The sequence below is a fragment of the Novilysobacter selenitireducens genome (genome assembly GCF_020026895.1).
Classification (GTDB): Bacteria; Pseudomonadota; Gammaproteobacteria; order Xanthomonadales; family Xanthomonadaceae; genus Lysobacter_C; species Lysobacter_C selenitireducens.
This window is the reverse complement of the sequence record NZ_JAINZW010000007.1, coordinates 103,854-120,432: the sequence shown is the minus strand read 5'-3', so window position 1 is coordinate 120,432 and position 16,579 is coordinate 103,854. Positions and strand designations below refer to the sequence as shown.

Genomic DNA, 16,579 nt, shown 5'->3' with positions numbered 1-16,579 from the left:
TGTGGCACCACCCGATCCCATCCCGAACTCGGAAGTGAAACGCACATGCGCCGATGGTAGTGTGGCCTAAGCCATGCAAGAGTAGGTCATCGCTGGGCATTTACACCCAAGGCCGGTTCCCAAAAGGAACCGGCCTTGTTCTTTTGGGCGATGCATAACCACAGGTAAGACCGGCCACTGGGCTTTGATGGTTGGTTCGGGCGGCGTGGCGCGCCGATGCAGGGCGATGGTGTCCCAGGCCCTTGCCAATCCTGATCCCTACCGAGAATCGCGGCTGAAACCGCTCCTACAGCCAGCAAGCGCAGGATCCGCAATACCAAAAAGAAAACGGCGCCCTGGAGGCGCCGTCTATGTGTCCGACGTCGAAACTCGACTAGAGAACGACAGGGGGTTCTCCACCCACGATGACAATATCGGCTGGACGGCGGGCGAAAAGACCCACGCTGACGACGCCCGGGATCTGGTTGAGCTCCGCCTCCATGGCGATGGGATCCACAATCGACAAGCCATGGATGTCGATGATCGCGTTGCCGTTGTCGGTGACCACGCCGGTGCCATCTGCCGCCTGGCGCCAGACCGGCTGGCCGCCGGTCTTCGCGAGGATGTGTCGGGCCACCAGGCTGCGCGCCATCGGGATGACCTCCACCGGTAGCGGGAAATACCCCAGCACTTCGACGCGCTTGGCCGGGTCAATGATGCACACGAAGCGCTCGCTGGCCTCCGCGATGATCTTCTCCCGGGTCAGCGCCGCACCGCCGCCCTTGATCAGGCGCTTGTGCGGGTCGCACTCGTCCGCACCGTCGACATAGAGCGACAGCGGGCCGGTGTCGTTGAGGTCCATGACGTCGATGCCGTGCCTGCGCAACCGCTCGGTGCTCTGCTCGGAACTGGAAACCGCGCCGCGGATCCTTTCCTTGATGCCGGCCAATGCGTCGATGAAGTAGGCGACGGTGGAGCCCGTACCGACGCCGACGATCATTCCGTCTTCGACGAACTCGATGGCCTTTTCGCCGGCCAGGCGCTTGGCTTCAGACATGCGTGTTTCCCCACAGGGTTATTCGAGGGACAGGAGGAACTTGTACTGGTCGGCCGACACCGGGAATACGGACAGGCGGCTTCCGCGCTTGATCAGCGCGAATTCCTCACCGAGCCGTTCGCCATGCTGCTTGATTTCTTCCAGCGGGATCGTGCGCGACAGCTTGCGCTCGAACTCCACGTCGATCAGGAACCAGCGTGGCTCCTCGCGTGTCGCCTTGGGGTCGAAATAATCGGATTTCCGATCGAACTGCGTGTCGTCCGGATACGCCGCGCTGGCGACCGTCGCGGTGCCGGCGATACCTGGGACGGCGGTGTTGGAGTGGTAGAACAGCACGCCATCGCCGACCTGCATGCCATCGCGCATAAAGTTGCGCGCCTGGTAATTGCGCACGCCATTCCAGGGCTCGGTGCCGACCCGCTGCAGGTCGTCGATTGAAAAGGCGTCGGGTTCCGACTTCATAAGCCAGTAGCGGCGTCGGGTTCGGGTCATGGGCTTGAAGGGTGGCAGTTGCGAAAATCGTGGAAGTGCATCGGTGTACAGACCGCGTCCAGCGGCACGTCCCAGGATTCGGCGGCGATCGCGTCGACTTGCTGTTCGTCGAACGCGGCGCCTACCAGCCAGGGCGGTGCAGGCTGCAGGCGCCTGAACGCGAAGCTGCGATCGTACCAGCCGCCTCCCATGCCAAGGCGATGACCGGCTCGGTCGAATGCCACCAGTGGTGCAACCACCAACGCCATCGCCTCGGGTTCGAGCAGCGCTGCCGGCTCGACATCCGGCTCCGGAATGCCGAAGCGGTTGGTGACGAGCGACTCGCCGGGACGCCAAGGCGCAAAGCGCAGTCGTCCGTCGTCGTGGAGCACCGGCAGGCAGTAGCGGCACTCGGCCGGCAGTTGCACTTGCCAGGCGTGCAGCGCGATCTCGCCATTGGTGGCCCAGTAGCCAGCGACGTAACCGGCCTTCGGCGCGAGGGGCATTGTGAGTAGGCGGTGCGCCAAGGCCTCGGCGGCTCCGATGCGGGCGGGAACGGGGAGGGCACGGCGCATTGCGACGAGGCGCTCGCGCAGGGCCGGTCGGTCAATCGGCGTGCCGTCGTGGTTCATTGTGCGTGGACCATGCGAGTGCACCGCCGGAACGTCTGCCAGAAACGACAACAGCGCAGGATCTGCGCTGTCGTGATGGGTGCGGTGCCGGGCAACCCCGGTCACCGTGACCCGCAATTGAAAAGTCCTCCGCCGATGGCGATGCGCGCGAAACGACCTTGAACCCGGGGTTCAAGTGGGAACGCTAGGAGGCCTTCGGGCTTCCCGCTACGAGGCGGACTTGCACTCCAGGCTTCCGTTGCATCCCCGCGGTCGCAATTAAGGGACAAGGCGAATGTTTGCGCACGCCGTCGTCCACAGCAGAGGACGTGCGGAGAGTATAGCCCGAGGGGCCGGATGCAAGTGGCCCGCCTGTCGGTGGCGGTCGGCCTCGATTCATTGCCGCCGACGCGGAAGACAGTCAGCGCGCAGGTGTGTCGAACAGACCGTCCAGGCGGCGATTCAGGTCGCCCAGCGTGCGCGAGAGCTCCCGGTCGCGGCCGGAATTCTCGTCGCGCAGCTGCTGCAATTCGTGGGCGAAGTTCAGTGCGGCGAGCACCGCCACGCGGTCCAGCGCCGCCATGCGGTTGCTGCCACGGATCTCGCGCATCCGCGTATCGAGCAGCTTGGCCGCAGCCAGCAGGCTGTCACGTTCGTCAGGCTCGCAGCCGACGGTGTACTCGCGATCGAGCAACCGGATGCTGACCGGGGTCGACTTGCTCACGTGTGCTGCTCCAGCGACTTCAGCCGCGCGATCATCGCCTCGACCCGCGCCCGTGCCTGTTCGTTCTTGGCCAGCAGTGCGGCGCGCTCGCCGGACAACTGCTCGTGCTGCTGGCGCAGGCTGCGGTTCTCCTCGCCGAGGCGACGCACGCGATCGGCCAGCGCTTCGATGCGCTGGGTCAGCGCCTGCAACTGGGCAACGGGGTCGGTGGGATCGGCAGGCTGCATCCGGGCACGATAGGCAGGGGCGGGGAGGCGGTCAAGGACCGTACGGCGCCGGTCAGGACAGCGGGTCGGCCACGGTTACGGCACGCGCCGTGGCGACCTGGGCCCCCGGCCACGTGCGCAGGAACGCGAGGCACGCCTGGGCGTCCAGCGGCCGCGACAACCAGTACCCCTGGACCTCGTCGCAGCCGTGCTCGCGCAGGAACTGCATCTGCGCCTCGCCTTCCACGCCCTCGGCCACCACGTTCAGGCCCAGCGAGTGCGCCATGGTGATGATCGTGCTGGTGATCGCCTCGTCGTCGGCGTCGTGGGTGAGGTCGTCGATGAACTCCTTGTCGATCTTCAGCGTCGTGATCGGCAGCCGCTTCAGGTAGGACAGCGACGAGTACCCGGTGCCGAAGTCGTCGATGGCCAGCCCGACGCCGATGCCGCGCAGGCGCTGCAGCAGGTCGGCGTTGTGCTGGGCGTTGGCCATGATCACGCTTTCGGTCAGCTCCAGCTCCAGGCACGCCGGCGGCAGCCGCGTCTCGGCGAGCACCCGCGCCACCACCTGCGGCAGGTCGCCGCGCAGCAACTGCAAGGCCGAGACGTTGACGGCGATGGCGAGGTCCTCCAGCCCGTGCGGCCGCCAACGTGCCAGCGTCGAACACGCCTCGCGCAGCGCCCACTCGCCGATCTCCAGGATCAGGCCGGTCTCCTCGGCCAGCGGGATGAACTGCGACGGCGGGATCTCGCCGTACTCCGGGCTGGTCCAGCGCAGCAGTGCCTCCACGCCGGTGATGCGACCGTCGGCCAGGGACAGCTGCGGCTGGAACGCCAGGCGCAGCTCGCCGCGGTCCAGCACCTTGCGCAATGCGGCGCTGATCGTCGCGCGGCGGCGAATCTCGATGTCCATCGCCTCGGTGTACTGCATGTAGGTGCGGCGGCCGCCGGCCTTGGCCTGGTACATGGCGGTGTCGGCCTGCTTGAGCAGGTCGGTCGGCACCTGCGCGTGGTCCGGGTACAGGCTGATGCCGATGGACGGGGAGATCGCGATGTCGTGGCGCTCGTCCACGTCCAGCGGCGCCTCGAACGCGATGATGATGTTGCGCGCGACCTCCTCGGCCTGCTGCGCGTTGTCGAGGTTCTCAAGCACCACGGTGAACTCGTCGCCGCCCAGCCGCGCCACCGTGTGGCGGTTGCCGACGGTTTCCTGCAGGCGCTGCGCCACGGCTCGCAGGATGCGGTCGCCTGCGGCATGGCCCAGTGAGTCGTTGATGTCCTTGAAGCGGTCCAGGTCCAGGAACAGCACCGCGACCTTCTGGCTGTTGCGCCGGGCGCGGACGATGGCCCGCGACAGCCGCTCCGACAGCAGCGTGCGGTTGGGCAGGCTGGTGAGGGTGTCGTAGTTGGCCAGGTAACGCAGTTCCTGCTCGGCGCGCTTCTGGTCGGTGATGTCGGTGAGCACGGCGACGTACTGCACGCGCGCGGTACCGGTCGTCTCCTGCACCGCGCTGCACTGCAGCCAGCACAGGAACTCGCTGCCGTCCTTGCGCTGCTGCCAGATCTCACCCGACCAGCGGCCGTTGCGGTGCATTTGCGCGCGCATCTGGTGGTAGAAGTCCGGGTCGTGCTGGCGGCTGTCGATCAGGCTGGTGGGTTTGCCGATCACGTCGACCGCGGTGTAACCGGTCATGCGCTCGAACGCCGGGTTCACCGACACGAACGTGAAATCGCTGTCGAACACCGCCACGGCCTCGGCCATGCTGCGCAGCACTTCGCTGGACACGCGGCGATCGCGCTCGGCGCTGCGGCTGGCGGTGATGTCCCGTGCGGTGCCGGCCACGCGCAGCGCATGGCCGTGGTCATCGCGTTCGACCACGCGGCCACGCGCGCGAATCCAGTCCCAACTGCCGGCGGGGTTGCGCACGCGGTGCTCGGACAGGAACAGCGCGGCGTGGCCGCGCAGGTGTTCGCGCAGGCGCTCGGTGACCTGCGGCAGGTCTTCCGGGTGGATTTCGTGGTCGGCAGCGACGCGGGTACGCACGGTCAGCTCCGGGGTGCCGCCCTGCTCTTCGTCCTGTGCGCGCATGCCGTGGAGTTCGCGGCGCTTGAGGTCGTAGTCCCAGAATTGCTCGCCTGACGCCCACAGCGCCAGCTTGAGGCGCTCCTCACGCTCGCGGATCTGGCGGAACCAGCCCTGTTCCAGCCGCCGGCGGCGATGCCAGCGCCAGCCGGCAGTCGAGAACGCGGCCAGCAGTGCCAGCACGGCGGCGGTGATCGCCAGCGGGTGGCGCCACGGCGGCGGCGCGACCGTCAGTGGCAGCGACAGCTCGTGGTCGGTCCAGGCGCCATCGCGGTTGGTGGACTGGGCGCGGAAGGTGTAGTCGCCCGGCGGCAGGCGGGTGTAGGTGATGTTGCCGTCGTCGCCGTTGTCGACCCAGTCCGAGTCGAAGCCTTCCATCCGGTAGCGGTAGCGGATGCGGGCGCCGGGCGCGAAGTCCAGCGCGCCGATGCGCAGGCGCAGCAGCTCGGTGCCGCTGGGCAGCGACAGCGCCTCCTGCTGCCACAGTGCCCCGGCATTGCCCGCCGGCTGAGCACCCAATTGCGCCGACAGCAGCTTGAGCGGCGGCGTGAACGAAGCGGTGCGCATGTGCGCCGGGTCGAACAGGTTGATGCCGCGCACGCCACCGAAGACCAGCGTCCCATCCGACAGCCGCGTCGCCGCACCGCCGTTGAACTCCAGGTCCTGCAGGCCGTCGGCCAGGCCGTACTGCTGCGCCTGGCCGGTCGCGGGCCGGTAGCGGACCAGGCCGGCATTGGTGCCCAGCCACAGCGCGCCGGCGCCGTCCCCGAGGATCGAAAACACTACTGGCGTAGGCACGTCGCCCATCGCGTCGGCGAGCGGGTGCTGGAAGGCGATGCGGCCGTTGGCGCCCTCCACCACGCGCCCCAAGCCGGTATGCGTACCGACCCAGATCGCGCCGTCGGGATCCTCGTGCAAGGCCCGCACGAGGTTGCCGGGAAGGGAGTCGGGGGCATTGGCATCGCGCTGGAACAGGCGGATCCGGCCGGTCGCCGGGTCACGCATCGCCAGGCCATTGGAGGTGGCGACCCAGAGTCGCCCGCGGCGGTCGTGCAGCATTGCGTGAATGATGGGATCGGCCGGCCCGGCGTCCCGCCCGCCAAACCGGTGGGCGACCACGCCGCCGCCCTGGCGCCGGACTTGCAGCAGGCCCGAGCGCAACGTGCCCAGCCACATGTCGCCGTTGCGGTCGGTGGTGATCGCGCGGATCGGGGTACCTTCAAAGCCGCGCAGGGACGCTGGCTCGATTGTCCCCGCCTCGGGGTCCAGGCGCATCAGGCCCTTCGACGAGGCCAGCCACATCCGGCCATGGCCGGCCGGGACGATCGCCATGAGCCGTGTCCGCCCGCCCATGCGTTCGGTCCAGTCCTCGAACGTGTCGCCGTCCAGGCCGTAGCGCAGCAGGCGCCCGTTGTCCGTGCCCACCCACAATGTGCCGTCCGCGCCTTCCTGCAATGCGCGGATGCTGTTGTCGGCGATGATTGCGTCCAGCCGGCCGCTGCTGTCGTCCAGCACGTAGCGGAAGCGGGCGCCCAGGGGGTCGGTTACCGACACGCCACGCAGCTGCCCGCCGGCCCAGAGGATGCCGCCGCGGTCGATCATCAGCGTTTCGATGCCGTTTTCCGGCAGCGAAGCGGTAATCGCCGGGCCTTCGACGATCGCCTCGACGCGTCCGCCGTCGGGGTCGAGCCGGCGCAGCCCGTGGAAGCCCACGGCGAACCACAACCGGCCATCGGGTGCCTGCACGATGGCGCGCACGGCGCCGCCGGGCAGGTCGGCGGGCTGCAGCCACACGGGCACCAGGTGGCGGCCATCGGAATGCAGGCGGTAGAGGCCGTCGCTGCCACCCACCCACAGGCGACCGCGACGGTCCCACGCCAGCGACAGGGCCGGGGCGTCCGGGCCGACGCGGCGCGCCGACCCGTCCTCGCCGATCCGGTACAGCCCGGCCGGCGTGGCGTACCAGAGCCCCCGGCGCGGGTCGGCCAGCAACATCTGGCGTCCCGCCGCATCGGCGCCGGTGTTCTCCAGCGACAGCACCCGAGTGCGTGCGCCGGTCGCCGGGTCGAGACGCTCCAGTCCCTGCGAAGTGCCGACCCAGACTGCGTCCCCGTGCGCGAGCAGCGCCCGGACGTGGCGCCCGGCGGCACGCGCGTCGCCGGCGTAGCGCCGGATCTGGCCGGTGGCGAGGTCGAGCCGCGACACGTACTCGCTGTAGGAGCCGACCCAAAGCGCATCGCCCTGGACAGACAATGCGGTGATGTAGCTGTCGGGCAGGCTTGCCGGGTCGCGCGGGTCGTGGCGGAACAGCACGTAGCGCGTGCCGTCGAACCGGTGCAGCCCGCCCTGGGTGCCGACCCAGGCGAACCCGTCGCCGTCCTGCGCCAGTGCGGTCACGGTGTTCTGGGCCAGGCCGTGCTCGCTGCCCAGCCGCTGGAAGTAGAAGTCGCGCGTGGCCGCCCATGCGGGCGACGACGCCAGCATCGCTGCCAGCCAGAGGGTGACAAAGAGCACCACGGCCCGGCCGGCGCCCGTGGCGCGCGGGGTGTGGACGGCGATGGCGGAAGGGCGGTGCGCTCGCACGAGTCCGTCGGCTGGCGTGGCTGCCAGCAGTGTAGGGCCTTTGGGCGTCCCCGCGCGGGCCGACCCGGGTACCCCGCAGGGCGCGTGCCGGGACGGCGCATTGCTAGACTGGGAGGGCCTTTCATCCATGGAGTCGCCGTGTCGAACGCCACCCCCGCGCCCGACCTCCCGCCCATCGCCGCCGTCGACGACGCGGTCCGCCGCCTGGCCCTCGGGGTCAGCGCCGCCGAGCTGCACGGCAGCCTGTGCGGTTGGCTCGCCGGCGGCGGCGCATCGCGCGCGGAGTGGCTGCGCGACGTACTGGCCGACCCGGCCGCACCCCTGACCGCCAGCGGCGATGCGCTGGACGACCTGCGCCTGGCGAGCGCCGCGCAGCTGGCCGACCGCGACTTCGCCTTCGAGCTGCTGCTGCCGCCGGCCGACGCCACCCTGGCCGAGCGCAGCGGAGCGTTGTTCGACTGGTGCCGCGGATTCCTGGGAGCATTCGGCCTGGCGGCCGGCGGCGACCCGAAGCTGTCGGAGGAAGCCAACGAGGCGCTGGGCGACATCGCCAAGCTGGCGGCCGCGCAGCCGCAGGAAGAGGGCGACGACGAGGACGAGGACGCGCTGGCCGAGATCGAGGAGTTCGTGCGCGTTGCCGCGCTGCTGCTGCATGGCGACTGCGTGCTGGCCGCGCGCCACCGGCAACGGCTGAACTGACGTGCGCGCCATGCCCCGCATTCCCCCGAAAACCTATGTGCGCCGCCGGAAGCAGTTGATGCGGATGGCCGGCGACGACGCCATCCTGGTGCTGCCCGCGGCCAAGGAGACCGTCCGCAGCCGCGACACCCACCACCCTTATCGGCAGGACTCGGACTTTTCGTACCTCACCGGGTTTCCCGAGCCCGAGGCGGTCCTGGTGCTGGTGCCGGGTCGCGCCCACGGCGAGGTGCTGCTGTTCTGCCGCGAACGCGACCCCGACCGCGAAGGCTGGGACGGCCCGCGCTTCGGCCCGGAAGGCGCGGTCGAGGCCTTCGGCATGGACGATGCCTACCCGATCGGCGACCTCGACGACATCCTGCCCGGGCTGCTGGAAGGCCGTTCGCGCGTGTATTACCACTTCGGGCGCGACGCCGAGTTCGACCTGCAGCTGATCGGCTGGGTCAACCGCGTGCGCGCGATGATGCGCATGGGCGCGCAGCCGCCCCACGAATTCCTCGAGCTCGGCCACCTGCTCGACGAGATGCGGCTGTTCAAGGACCGCGACGAACTCAAGCTGATGCAGCGCGCCGCCGACATCACGGTGGAAGCGCATGCCGCGGCGATGCGCGCGGTGCGCCCGGGCATGCACGAGTACCAGTTGCAGGCGCAACTGGAATACACCTTCCGCATGCATGACGCGGTGCCGGCCTACGGCAGCATCGTCGGCGCCGGCGCCAACGGCTGCGTGCTGCACTACGTCGCCAACGCCGGCCGCATCAACGAAGGCGACCTGGTGCTGGTCGACGCCGGCGCGGAATACCGAGGCTACGCCGCCGACATCACCCGCACGTTCCCGGCCAACGGCCGGTTCACCCCGGCGCAGCGGGCGCTTCACGACCTCGTCGGCCAAGCCCAGGCCGCGGCACTGGCGCAGGCCCGTCCCGGCGTGCCGTACCAGGCCGGCCACGACGCCGCGGTGGAAACGCTCACCGAAGGCCTGCTCAAACTCGGGCTGCTCAAGGGGTCGCTCGAGAAGAACATCGCCGAGGAGCGCTACAAGCGCTTCTACCGGCACAAGACCGGCCACTGGATCGGGCTGGACGTGCACGACGTCGGCGAATACCGCATCGACGGCGAGTCGCGCCTGCTGGAACCGGGCATGGTGTTCACCATCGAACCCGGCCTGTACATCGCGCCCGACGACACCAGCGTGGCCGCCAAGTGGCGCGGCATCGGCATCCGCACCGAGGACGATGTGCTGGTCACCGACGACGGCCACCGCGTGCTGACCGATGCACTGGCACGCAGCAGCGACGAGATCGAAGCCTTCATGGCCGACAGCCGGCGCGCGGCCTAGCCGCGCATGAAAAAGGCGCGGACCACCCGCGCCTTTCTCTTTTACGTGGATGTGGCCGGACCGGTCACTCCAACGCGGCGAACGCCTCGCGCGTGAGGTTGATCGGCGCGTCCTCGGTGCACACGACATCGTCCTCGATGCGCACGCCGCCGAACGGGCGGAAGGCCTCGACCTTGTCCCAGTCGACGCTGCCGGCGTGCGCGCCGTCGCGCAGCTCCTGCATCAGCAGGTCGGCGAAGTACAGGCCCGGCTCGATCGTGACCACCGCACCGGGCTCGAGGGTGCGCGTCAGGCGCAGGAACGGATGGCCGTCGGGCTTGTCGATCGTGCCGCCGCTGTCGGACTGCGCGAAGCCGCCGACATCGTGCACCTGCAGGCCGATGTAGTGGCCGATGCCGTGCGGGAAGAACTTCGCGCTGACGCCGGTTTCCACCATCGACTCGGGCGCCATGTCGACGATGCCGGTCTCGCGAAGGATGCGGGCGATTTCCAGGTGCGCGTCCAGATGGATCTGCCGGTAGTCCACGCCCGGCCGCACCTGGTCGCACAGGCGCTGCTCGGCCACGTCGACCGCGTCGATCAGCTGCTGGAACGCGCCAGACGTGTCGGCCGCGTAACTGCGGGTGATGTCGCAGGCATACCCGGCATGGCTGGCGCCGGCGTCGATCAGGAAGCTGCGCGACTCGCGCGGCGGCAACCGGTCACGTTCGGTGTAGTGCAACACCGCGCCGTGTTCGTTCAGCCCGACGATATTGCCGTAGGGCAGGTCGTTGGCGTCCTGGCGGGCGGCCTGGCAGTAGGCCAGGTGGATGCCGAACTCGCTGGCACCGGCGCGGAAGGCGCGCTCGGCGGCGCGGTGCGCACGCACGCCATGGGCGGACGCCAGCCGCATCATCTCGATCTCGTAGGGCGTCTTGCGCGCGCGGTGGTAGTCCACGTACGCCAGGACCGGTTCGGGGTTGTTGGGGACGTAGTCGCCCAGCGCCGATTGCGGCTCGCCGAGGATCGCGCAGCGGGCCGGACTGGCCGGAAGGTGCTGCAGCGCGTCGTCCGCGGTGCGGATGATGGTGATCTCGAACTCGTCGACCCAGTAGCCGCGCGGCGCCTCGGGCACGGCGTGCCAGTAGTCGAAGGGCTGCAGGTAGATCAGCCGCGGACGCTCGCCGGGCGTGAAGACGACCCAGCTCCCGGGGATGCGTGTCAGCGGCAGCCAGGCCTTGAACTGGGGGTTGACCGCGTACGGGTAGTCGCGGTCGTCGAACACCTGGTAGTGGGCGCTCCCGGCCGGGACGACGAGGTGGTCGAAGCCTCCGCGCTCAAGTGCGGCGGTCGCGCGCCGTTGAATCTCCTGCAGGTGTTGCCGGTATACCATCGGTAAATCCTGGGCGGTCATGGGGGCGCCTGTTCTTGAATACGTCGAAGGATTCTGACGGATTCCAATCCGCGCCGCAGGAAGCGGAAGCCGTACGCATCGCGCCACTGGGGGTGCCCGCCTGGGTGTGGAGCCTGCTGGCCCTGGTGCTGGGCGTGGCCCTCACGCTATGGACGGTTTCGATCCAGAAAGACCAGGAGGACGCCGAACGGCGCCTGGCGTTCCAGCACCTGGCCGACCGCACCCACGCGGCGATCCTCGACCGGCTGCAGGCCTGCGAGATGCTCGCGCGGTCGGTGCAGACCCTGTTCCTGACCTCCAGCGAGGTCACCGCCGACGAGTTCCAGGCGATGTACGCCAACATGGACCCACGCACCCAGGTGCCGGGCATGCAGGCGTTGGTGATCGGACGGCGCGAGGTGCGCGCCGACGGCGACCACTTCATCTACGACGCACCGTTCGTGTTGCCGCGCGAAGGCAACGAGGCGCTGTTCGGGCTGGACGTGAACACCCAGCCGGTCAACCTCGCAGCGGTGCTGCTATCGCGCGACACCGACCAGCCGGCGCTTTCGGCCCCTTTCCGGCTGGCGCAGGTCCAGGGCGCCGACGGGCCGGTCGACGGCGTGACGATCCGCCTGCCGATCTATTCGCGCGGCCACCCCCCCGCCACCGTGGCCGAGCGGCGCGCGCGCATGCGCGGTTCGCTGGCGATTTCGTTCCAGGTGCAGCGGCTGATCGAAACCGCGCTGCCCGAGGACGGCACCTCGCAACTGCATATCAGGATCGCGGACGTCACGGGTGGCGCGACGCGCCTGTTGTTCAACTCCCACGCCGATGGCGGCCATGAGTATGTGGCCGACAGCCAGCGTCACGAGAAAACGTTGGAGTACGGCGGGCGCGTCTGGCGGCTTTCAATGCATCCGCTCGACCATGCCATCCCCGCCGCGGCCTGGCAGCGGTCGACGCTGTTGCCCGGGCTGCTGGCCAGCGCGCTGCTGGCATTGCTGGTGTGGTCGGTCGTCAATACACGTCGGCGCGCGGTGGAGCTGGGCAACCGCATGAGTCGCCGCTACCGCGAGAGCGAGGAGCGTTTCCGCGCGCTCAATGAGCTGCTGCCGGCGCTGGTGCTGCTGGCGCGGCAGGACACGGGGCGCATCACCTACGCCAACCAGGCGTCGCGTACCCGGCTGGGCGAGGAGGTCACCGAGCTCGACCTGCCCTCGCTGTTCGAGGCCACCGAGCTGCAGGCCCGCATCCTGGATTGCGACCACGCGAACTGCTCCAACCTGGAAGCGGTACTGCGCAGCGCCAACGGCGACCGGTTCTGGGCGTCGCTTTCCATCTCGAAAGTGGACGTGGCCGGAGCATCCAAGCTGCTGATGGTGGCCAACGACATCTCCGAGCAGCGCCAGCTGACCGAGCTGCTGAGTTACCAGGCGTCCCACGACGCGCTGACCGAACTGTTCAACCGCCGCGAGTTCGAGCGCCGGGTCGAACGCGCGCTGGCCGCTGCGGCGGCGGGTGGGCCGCCGGCGGCGCTGCTGTACATCGACCTGGACCAGTTCAAGCTGATCAACGACACCTCCGGCCATATCGCCGGCGACCAGTTGCTGATCCAGCTGGCGATCACGATGCGCGAGCAGTTGCGCGGCGGAGACGTGCTGGCACGGCTGGGCGGCGACGAATTCGGCGTGCTCGCTACCAACGTGCATGACATCGCAGGTGCCAGGCACGTGGCCGAGCGCCTGCGCGAGCGCATCGACGGATACGTGTTCGTGTGGGAGCAGCGTACCTACACCATCAGCGCCAGCATCGGCGCGGTGATGATCGACCACCCCAACGCCAACCTGAAGGACCTGCTGGCCCAGGCCGACACGGCCTGCTACATGGCCAAGGAAGGCGGCCGCAACCGGGTGCACTTCTACTCGGCGCAGGACGACGACACCACGCGGCGCCAGACCGAGATGGAGTGGGCCAACCGCCTGCGCTGGGCGGTGGACGAGGGGCGGTTGCTGCTCAAATACCAGGAGGTCTGGCCGCTGGCGGCCAAGTCCGACGGCAAGCCGCACATCGAGCTGCTGCTGCGCTTCCGGGACGAGCACGGCCGCATCGTGCCCCCGGGTGCCTTCATGCCCGCCGCCGAGCGCTATGGCCTGATGCCGATGATCGACCGCTGGGTGGTGGAAACGGCGCTGGCCAACTTCGACCGCCTGCACCCCAGCGGTGCCGACCTGCAACTGGCGACCATCAACCTGTCGGGCGCCAGCATCGAGGACGACGCGCTGGCCACGCTGGTGCTGGACCTGCTGGAGCGCTACCGGATCGAGCCGAGCCGCGTGTGTTTCGAGGTCACCGAAACGGTGGCGGTGCGCAACCTCTCGCAGGTCACCCGCTTCATCGAGCGCCTGCGCGACGTGGGCTGCCTCATCGCGCTGGACGATTTCGGTGCCGGCATGTCGTCGTTCGGTTACCTCAAGAACCTGCCGGTCGACATCATCAAGATCGATGGCAGCTTCATCCGCGACCTGCTGGTGGACCCGATGAGCCACGCCATCGTCGGCGCGGTCACCGACATCGGCCACCGCCGCGGGCTCAAGGTCATCGCCGAATGGGTGTCCAGCGAGGACATCGCGCAGGCACTGTATGACCTGGGCGTGGACTACGCGCAGGGGTATGTCCTGCACAAGCCCGAGCCGGTGGTATTCCACCGCGCGCTGGCCGGGGAGTGAGGGCCGCGGGTGCGGCGGCGGGTACGTAAGTGCCCGTGGCGCCGGGACCGCGGCCGCCGCGTTACTCGTAGCTCCCGCCCGGCATGTCCAGCCAGTCGCGCAGGTGCTGCATCTGGCTTTCCAGCAGCGTGATGAAGCGGAAGCCGCTCCAGGTCTGGCCCGGGGCGCTGGCTGCGTCCTGCCACAGCAGGTGGGCGCCGACCTCGATGGTCGCGCCGGCCTCGTTGCCGCGGCTGAGGTTGAATCGGAACTGGTACAGCGCGTCGTCCACCAGCGGCACGCTGGCCATCAGCAGCATGCCGCTTTCGGACAGGTTGCTGAGGCGGCCGACCACACGCTCGGTCATGGTGTCCACGACCTGCACGGTATCGGGCACCTTGCGACGGCGGACGCGGCGGAATTCGTCGTTCATTGGGTGGCTTCTTTCGGAGTGCGTTCGCCGATGCCGGCAAAGCTGCGCAGTGCGCTGAGGGCAGACTGCCAGGCACGGTCGACCAGGCGGCCCCGCTCGGCGGTCACCACGCGCACCTGCTGCTTGGCCATCAACCGCGCCAGGTGGTCGAGCGACTCCTCGCCGACGCGCTGGCCGCGTTGGTTGACCAGCAACGCCGTCCCGGTAATCGGGCTGAACCAAGCAAGGCGGCGGCGGAGCACATCGCCCTGCTGGTTCTTGACGATTTCCAGCCACGTACCGAACGGCAGCGTGCGCAGGTACTCATAGCGCGCCTGCTCGTCCTTGGTGCGCGGCGGGAGCTTCGGCTTCGCGGTATCGGCATCCTCGCCCAGGCGGGTGCGCGCCTTGAGCTTCATCGCCAGCTCGGTGCGAGAGGCGGGGTCCTCTTCCTGGTCGTCGCGGCCGACGGTGAGCCGGCGCGCGATCGCACTGGCCTCGTCTGCGTGGTACCCCACCAGCGCGAGCGCGTGCTCGATGCGCTGTTCCAGCCCGGCGGGCGCCGGCGCAGTGCCGGCGGCGGCGGCCACGATCTGGGTGGTGGCCTCTTGGTGGCTGCGCCACTCGTCCGACTCCTCACCATGCCGCAGCAGGGTCAGGGTCAGGACGTCGCTCCACGCCTGCGCCAGAAGCGTGCGCACGAAGCGCGGCAGGCGCTGCTCGCGCATCGCCGCATCGATGATCTCGGAGGCCCGGCGCTTGGCGACGGCCAGCTTTTCCTTGCCCCGCGCGGCCTCGACATGCCGGCGCTCGGTAACCTCGGCCTTGCGCGCCATGGTCTGCAGGTGGCCCTGCAAGGTCTCGTTGGCCGCCTGGAAGACGGTCGGGTCGCCGTGGTAGTTCTCCACCACGTGGTCCACGGCCAGGCCCAGGTGGGCTTCCAGCTGCGGGTCGGCCTCGTCCTCGGCCAGCCAGTTGGCGCCGGCCTCGGCGACCGAGTTGAGCAACTGGCGCGCCGGATGCTGGCTGCGCACGAAGAACGCGCGGTCCTGCAGCGCCACCCGTACCAGCGGCACCTGCAGCTTCTCCAGCATGTCGTTGCTGGCGGCGCCGGCCCGAAGCTCGCGGCCGATCTCCGCGTACAGCATGCCCAGCAGCTCGAAGGTGTCGTTGTCCTCGCGCGACAGTGCGGTGGCATGGCCGTGCTGTTGGCGGCTCTGCGCGAGCAGCGTCTGCTTGATGTCGCCCAGCGTGGTGCGCTGGCCGCCCGGCTTGCGGGCGGGCGCGGCAATCTGCTGCGACTCCAGCGCGGCGACCACGTCCTGGGTGGGCAGCGGCGCACGTGCCTCGCCCTGCGGCTCGGCGCGCAGCTTGCCCAGCAGGTCGCGACGGCTGCCAAGCAGATCCTGCAGCAGCGAGAACGCGATGTTCTCGTCGTCGGCGCCCTTGTTGGGTTCCGCCTCGCCGAACCACGCAGTATGCGGGCGGGCCTCGCCTCGTGGCGCGCGTGCCTTTCCTTCGCCCTGCTCGTCGGGTGCCGCGGTGTCTTCAGGAGACGCCGCCTTGCGCCCGTGCTCGTTGCGGGCGCTGGCCTGCGGGCTGGGACGCACGCGCAGCGGTACGTACGACAGGCTGGGGAGGATGTTGTCGCGCGCCAGCAGCGCGTTCATCGTTTCGACCAGCTGCGCGTAACCCGCCATCACCTGCGTGTCGAAACTCTTGAACAGCAGTTGCCGCGCTTCCTGGTCGATGTTGAGGGCCTGCGAGGCCTCGGCCAGCAGGCGGCCCAGCGCATGCGGACCCACCGGCAGCTGCTCGGCATCGAAGGCGGGCGCGCCCGCCAGCACGCCGAAGCGTTGCCCCAGCAGCATCAGCGGCAGGCCGGCACGCGCCTCGTGGCGGGAGGCGACGGTGCGGATCATCGCCTCCTGGCTGATCTCCGAATCATCGACCAGCCGCAGCGTGTCGAAATTGGGGGTGAACTCGTGCTGCTCGGCGGCAGGGCTGGCCGGTTCGCGGATGCGAGTGAGCTCGTGCTCCAGAGCGGCCAGGTAGCGCGGAACGAGGTCGGCCCGGTTCTGGCGGATGCGGCGCAGGGTCTCGAAGTGCCGGCTCTGCTCGCCGGCGTTGCGCGCCTGCTCGGCCAGCCGGAACAGCTGCTGCTCGAAGTCCGACAGCATCCGTTCGAGCTGGCGTTCCAGCTCGTCCGACAGCAGTGCGTAGAGGTGTTCAAGCGCGCCATGGACGCGGCGGGGCAGGGCGGCCGATTCGAGCGTGGATCGCATGGATGCAGTGCCGATAAGGTCCAGCTTGGCGGGCATGCCTGATCACCGGG

The 16,579-nt window shown here is 69.2% G+C and carries 12 protein-coding genes, 1 rRNA gene and 1 other RNA gene; 4 read left to right on the top strand and 10 right to left on the bottom strand.

Annotation, left to right across the window (positions count from 1 at the left end; translation table 11 throughout):
- A 5S ribosomal RNA gene (gene rrf / locus K6753_RS13535) occupies positions 1-98 on the top strand; the annotation flags it as partial.
- Positions 99-373: 275 nt separating this feature from the next.
- On the opposite strand, the gene rpiA is transcribed toward rrf, so the two are convergent.
- From rpiA to K6753_RS13500, 7 genes are all read right to left on the bottom strand, one after another.
- Positions 374-1,036, bottom strand: coding sequence for a ribose-5-phosphate isomerase RpiA (rpiA, locus tag K6753_RS13530; RefSeq protein WP_223676992.1), 663 nt, complete (start codon positions 1,034-1,036; stop codon positions 374-376).
- An 18-nt stretch (positions 1,037-1,054) separates the two neighbouring features.
- The gene (locus K6753_RS13525) at positions 1,055-1,528 is read right to left on the bottom strand and encodes an EVE domain-containing protein (protein ID WP_223676991.1); all 474 of its coding nucleotides are present in this window, start codon (positions 1,526-1,528) and stop codon (positions 1,055-1,057) included.
- Positions 1,525-2,139: a 5-formyltetrahydrofolate cyclo-ligase gene (locus tag K6753_RS13520; protein WP_223676990.1), complete on the bottom strand. Its 615-nt coding sequence runs from the start codon at positions 2,137-2,139 to the stop codon at positions 1,525-1,527. Before K6753_RS13520 ends, K6753_RS13525 begins: the two co-directional genes overlap by 4 nt.
- Positions 2,140-2,261: 122 nt before the next feature.
- A non-coding RNA gene (gene ssrS, locus K6753_RS13515) (6S RNA) lies at positions 2,262-2,448 on the bottom strand.
- Positions 2,449-2,539: 91 nt separating this feature from the next.
- The gene (locus tag K6753_RS13510) at positions 2,540-2,842 is read right to left on the bottom strand and encodes a cell division protein ZapA (RefSeq protein ID WP_223676989.1); all 303 of its coding nucleotides are present in this window, start codon (positions 2,840-2,842) and stop codon (positions 2,540-2,542) included.
- A complete protein-coding gene (locus K6753_RS13505) occupies positions 2,839-3,069 on the bottom strand; it encodes a TIGR02449 family protein (RefSeq protein WP_223676988.1) in 231 nt (76 codons plus the stop codon). Before K6753_RS13505 ends, K6753_RS13510 begins: the two co-directional genes overlap by 4 nt.
- 52 nt (positions 3,070-3,121) lie before the next feature.
- Positions 3,122-7,714, bottom strand: coding sequence for an EAL domain-containing protein (locus K6753_RS13500; protein WP_223676987.1), 4,593 nt, complete (start codon positions 7,712-7,714; stop codon positions 3,122-3,124).
- A gap of 138 nt (positions 7,715-7,852) precedes the next feature.
- Here K6753_RS13500 and K6753_RS13495 point away from each other — a divergent pair, with 138 nt between their 5' ends.
- Both K6753_RS13495 and K6753_RS13490 read left to right on the top strand, forming a co-directional pair.
- On the top strand, positions 7,853-8,413 hold the full coding sequence (locus K6753_RS13495; RefSeq protein ID WP_223676986.1) for a UPF0149 family protein: 561 nt from the start codon (positions 7,853-7,855) through the stop codon (positions 8,411-8,413).
- Between the two features lie 10 nt (positions 8,414-8,423).
- Positions 8,424-9,752, top strand: coding sequence for an aminopeptidase P N-terminal domain-containing protein (locus tag K6753_RS13490; protein WP_223676985.1), 1,329 nt, complete (start codon positions 8,424-8,426; stop codon positions 9,750-9,752).
- A gap of 64 nt (positions 9,753-9,816) precedes the next feature.
- On the opposite strand, the gene pepQ is transcribed toward K6753_RS13490, so the two are convergent.
- On the bottom strand, positions 9,817-11,145 hold the full coding sequence (gene pepQ, locus K6753_RS13485) for a Xaa-Pro dipeptidase (protein WP_425492132.1): 1,329 nt from the start codon (positions 11,143-11,145) through the stop codon (positions 9,817-9,819).
- A 14-nt stretch (positions 11,146-11,159) separates the two neighbouring features.
- On the opposite strand from pepQ, the gene K6753_RS13480 reads away from it, so the two are divergent.
- Positions 11,160-13,853 (top strand): bifunctional diguanylate cyclase/phosphodiesterase, encoded by a 2,694-nt coding sequence (locus K6753_RS13480; RefSeq protein ID WP_223676983.1) that lies wholly within the window; start codon positions 11,160-11,162, stop codon positions 13,851-13,853.
- Between the two features lie 61 nt (positions 13,854-13,914).
- On the opposite strand, the gene K6753_RS13475 is transcribed toward K6753_RS13480, so the two are convergent.
- Both K6753_RS13475 and K6753_RS13470 read right to left on the bottom strand, forming a co-directional pair.
- Positions 13,915-14,265, bottom strand: a complete 351-nt coding sequence (locus K6753_RS13475) for a PilZ domain-containing protein (protein WP_223676982.1) — start codon at positions 14,263-14,265, stop codon at positions 13,915-13,917.
- Entirely contained in the window at positions 14,262-16,565 is a 2,304-nt protein-coding gene (locus tag K6753_RS13470; protein WP_223676981.1) for a DUF1631 domain-containing protein, read from the bottom strand. Before K6753_RS13470 ends, K6753_RS13475 begins: the two co-directional genes overlap by 4 nt.
- Between the last annotated feature and the right edge of the window lie 14 nt (positions 16,566-16,579).

Excerpts from the sequence above, each read along its gene's own strand:
- pepQ (WP_425492132.1), bottom strand. The coding sequence starts at position 11,145 with ATGACCGCCCAGGATTTACCGATGGTATACCGGCAACACCTGCAGGAG.
- K6753_RS13505 (WP_223676988.1), bottom strand. The coding sequence starts at position 3,069 with ATGCAGCCTGCCGATCCCACCGACCCCGTTGCCCAGTTGCAGGCGCTG.
- K6753_RS13525 (WP_223676991.1), bottom strand. The coding sequence starts at position 1,528 with ATGACCCGAACCCGACGCCGCTACTGGCTTATGAAGTCGGAACCCGAC.
- K6753_RS13490 (WP_223676985.1), top strand. The coding sequence starts at position 8,424 with ATGCCCCGCATTCCCCCGAAAACCTATGTGCGCCGCCGGAAGCAGTTG.
- K6753_RS13470 (WP_223676981.1), bottom strand. The coding sequence starts at position 16,565 with ATGCCCGCCAAGCTGGACCTTATCGGCACTGCATCCATGCGATCCACG.
- K6753_RS13475 (WP_223676982.1), bottom strand. The coding sequence starts at position 14,265 with ATGAACGACGAATTCCGCCGCGTCCGCCGTCGCAAGGTGCCCGATACC.
- rpiA (WP_223676992.1), bottom strand. The coding sequence starts at position 1,036 with ATGTCTGAAGCCAAGCGCCTGGCCGGCGAAAAGGCCATCGAGTTCGTC.
- K6753_RS13520 (WP_223676990.1), bottom strand. The coding sequence starts at position 2,139 with ATGAACCACGACGGCACGCCGATTGACCGACCGGCCCTGCGCGAGCGC.